3 protein-coding genes are annotated in these 3,458 nt (G+C 64.5%); all 3 read left to right on the top strand.

Features of this window, described 5'->3' with window-relative positions; translation table 11 throughout:
* Window positions 1-445 (top strand): ABC transporter permease subunit (locus tag ABZD10_RS14455; RefSeq protein ID WP_372887548.1); only part of this gene is annotated, 445 nt, incomplete at its 5' end.
* A 43-nt stretch (window positions 446-488) separates the two neighbouring features.
* The gene (locus ABZD10_RS14460) at window positions 489-1,595 is read left to right on the top strand and encodes an ABC transporter permease (RefSeq protein ID WP_372887549.1); all 1,107 of its coding nucleotides are present in this window, start codon (window positions 489-491) and stop codon (window positions 1,593-1,595) included.
* Window positions 1,592-3,175, top strand: coding sequence for an ABC transporter ATP-binding protein (locus ABZD10_RS14465; RefSeq protein WP_372887551.1), 1,584 nt, complete (start codon window positions 1,592-1,594; stop codon window positions 3,173-3,175). Before ABZD10_RS14460 ends, ABZD10_RS14465 begins: the two co-directional genes overlap by 4 nt.
* Window positions 3,176-3,458 lie beyond the last annotated feature (283 nt).

Consider the following 3,458-nt stretch of genomic DNA (forward strand, 5'->3'; position numbering starts at 1 on the left):
CAAGGTGGCCGATTACTTCTGGCACATCACCCTGCCGGTGCTGGCCTCGACCATCTCGGCCTTCGCCACGCTGACGCTGCTGACCAAGAACAGCTTTCTGGACGAGATCAAGAAGCAATACGTGATGACCGCCCGCGCCAAGGGGCTGAGCGAGGGGCAGGTCCTGTATGGCCATGTGTTCCGAAATGCGATGCTGATCGTGATCGCCGGTTTCCCGGCGGTGTTCATCGGCGTCTTCTTCGGTTGCTCGCTGATCATCGAGACCATCTTCTCGCTGGACGGGCTGGGGCGGCTTGGCTTCGAGGCTGCGGTGGCCCGCGACTATCCGGTGATCTTTGGCACCCTGTTCATCTTCGGCCTGATCGGGCTGGTGGTCGGCATCCTGTCGGACCTGATGTATGTGATCGTCGATCCGCGCATCGACTTTGAAAAGAGGGAAGGCTGATGCGGTATGTCCTGCGCGGTTCGGCCCTCGGGGGGCGTATCGCATGAAACTGTCGCCCCTGAACCAGCGCCGCTGGCGCAATTTCTGCCGCAACCGCCGTGCCTTCTGGTCGCTGATCATTTTCACGCTGGTGTTCGGGATCTCGCTTTTTGCCGAGCTTCTGGCCAATGACAAACCGATCCTGGTCAGCTATCGCGGCGATTTTTACGTGCCGATCGCCAAATTCTATCCCGAGACCACCTTTGGCGGTGATTTCAAGACCGAGGCCGATTACCGCGATCCGGTGGTGCAATGCCTGATCGAGACCGGCGGCGTCGAGGCATGTTTTGACGAACCAGAAGAGGTTCTCGAGAAGCTCGCCGCCGGAAGCTTTGATGACCAGGCGGCGCAGCCCGGCTGGACCCTGTGGCCGCTCATCCCCTATTCCTTTGACACCCCGGTGGACCGGCCCGGTGCCGCGCCGCTGCCGCCCAACGCGCAGAACTGGCTGGGGACAGATGACCGCAAGCGCGACGTGGTGGCGCGGGTGATCTACGGCTTCCGGCTGTCGATCGTCTTCACCCTCATCGTCACCACCTGCGCCAGCCTGATCGGCATCGCCGCAGGCGCCATCCAGGGCTATTTCGGCGGCTGGGTCGATCTGGTCTTCCAGCGGGTGATCGAGATCTGGGGCGCCACGCCCAGCCTTTATGTCATCATCATCCTGTTCGCCATCGTCGGGCGCAGTTTCTGGCTGCTGGTGCTGCTCACCGTGCTGTTCGGATGGACCGCGCTGGTGGGGGTGGTGCGGGCCGAGTTCCTGCGCGCCCGCAACCTTGAATATGTCCGCGCCGCCAAGGCGCTGGGCGTGTCGAACCGGGTCATCATGTTCCGCCACATGCTGCCCAACGCCATGGTGGCGACGGTGACCATGCTGCCCTTCATCGTCACCGGCACCATCTCGACACTGGCGGGGCTCGACTTCCTCGGCTTCGGCCTGCCCTCGACCGCGCCCTCGCTGGGAGAGCTGACCTTGCAGGCCAAGCAGAACCTGCAGGCGCCCTGGCTGGCCTTCACCGCCTTTTTCACCTTTGCCATCATGCTGTCGCTCTTGGTGTTCATCTTCGAAGGGGTGCGTGACGCCTTCGATCCGAGGAAGACTTTTTCATGAGTATTCTCGACGTCAGGGATCTGCATGTCAGCTTTCGCCAGGACGGGCGCGACATACCGGCGGTGCGCGGGGTGTCGTTCAGCGTCGATCGCGGTGAAACCGTGGCGCTGGTCGGCGAGTCGGGCTCGGGCAAGTCGGTCACCGCGCTGTCGACCGTGTCGCTGCTGCCGGCCAGCGCGACAGTGCGCGGCAGCATCACCTATGACGGGCAGCAGATGGTCGGCGCTGATGACAAGCGTCTGCGCAAGGTGCGCGGCAATGACATTTCCTTCATCTTCCAAGAGCCGATGACCTCGCTCAACCCGCTGCACACGCTGGAACGGCAAATGGCGGAATCGCTGGCGCTGCATCAGGGGATTGTCGGCGAGGCGGCGCGGGCGCGGATCATCGAGTTGATGACCAAGGTCGGCATCCGCGACGCCGAAAGCCGGCTGGGGGCCTATCCGCACCAATTGTCGGGCGGGCAGCGGCAGCGGGTGATGATCGCCATGGCGCTGGCCAACAAGCCGGACGTGCTGATCGCCGATGAGCCGACCACGGCGCTGGATGTGACCATCCAGGCGCAGATCCTCGAGCTTCTGGCCGAGCTGAAAAAGTCCGAGGGCATGGGGCTGCTGTTCATCACCCATGACCTTGGCATCGTCCAGCGCATCGCCGACCGGGTCTGCGTGATGAAGGATGGCGAGATCGTCGAAGCCGGCCCTGTGGCCGAGATCTTCGCCGATCCGCAGCACCCCTATACCCGAAAGCTGCTGAACGCCCGCGCCGCCGGCGTTCCCGATCCGGTCGCACCCGAGGCGCCGGTGGTGGCCGAGACAGAGCGGCTCAAGGTCTGGTTTCCGATCCAGAAAGGGTTTTTCCGGCGCACGGTGGGCCATGTGAAGGCGGTGAACGAGGCGACGATCTCGGTGCGCGCCGGCGAAACGCTGGGCATCGTCGGCGAGTCCGGCTCGGGCAAGACCACGCTGGCGCTGGCGCTGATGCGGCTGATCTCATCCGAGGGCGGCATCCGCTTTGACGGGCAGGATGTGCGCGCCTGGTCGACGCGGCGGTTGCGCGACCTGCGCAAGGACATGCAGATCGTGTTCCAGGATCCGTTCGGCAGCCTCAGCCCGCGCATGACCTGCGAGCAGATCATCGCCGAGGGGCTGGGCGTGCATGGCCATTCAGATGGGCGGTCAACGCGCGAGCTGGTCAGCGAGGTCATGCAAGAGGTGGGGCTGGATCCGGCCAGCATGGACCGTTATCCGCACGAGTTCTCGGGCGGTCAGCGCCAGCGCATCGCCATCGCCCGCGCGATGATCCTGCGCCCGCGGCTGGTGGTGCTGGACGAGCCGACCTCGGCGCTGGACATGACGGTGCAGGTGCAGATCGTCGACCTGCTGCGCGCGCTGCAAAGGAAATATGGGCTGGCCTATCTGTTCATCAGCCACGACCTCAACGTCGTGCGCGCGATGAGCCACCAGATTCTGGTGATGAAGGCCGGTGACGTGGTCGAACAGGGGCAGGCGCAGGAGCTGTTCGCCGCGCCGCGAACCGAATATACCCGCAACCTGCTGGCGGCCGTACCCGGCCTTTGAAACGGTCCGAACAGGCGTTGCCGCGATGGCGGTTTCCGCCGCGCGCCCTTGTTTCGGGGCGCGCGGTGGCTGGTTCAGCGAGTGGTCGTCTTGGTGAGCGGTCCGGGTCGGCTCAGATCGCCGAACTGTGCCCGGCCGCGTCTAGGTCATAGGCATCGAAGGCGCGGGCGATCATCCGGGTCAGCGGGCGGGCCGCGACCGGAATGAACAGCTCGTCTTCAGTCACTTGCAGAACCTCGGGGAACTGCGTCAGCACCGGCGCGTAGAGCTCTTGCAGCCTGGC

The sequence above is a fragment of the Shimia sp. genome (genome assembly GCF_041624275.1).
Taxonomy (GTDB): domain Bacteria; phylum Pseudomonadota; class Alphaproteobacteria; order Rhodobacterales; family Rhodobacteraceae; genus Shimia.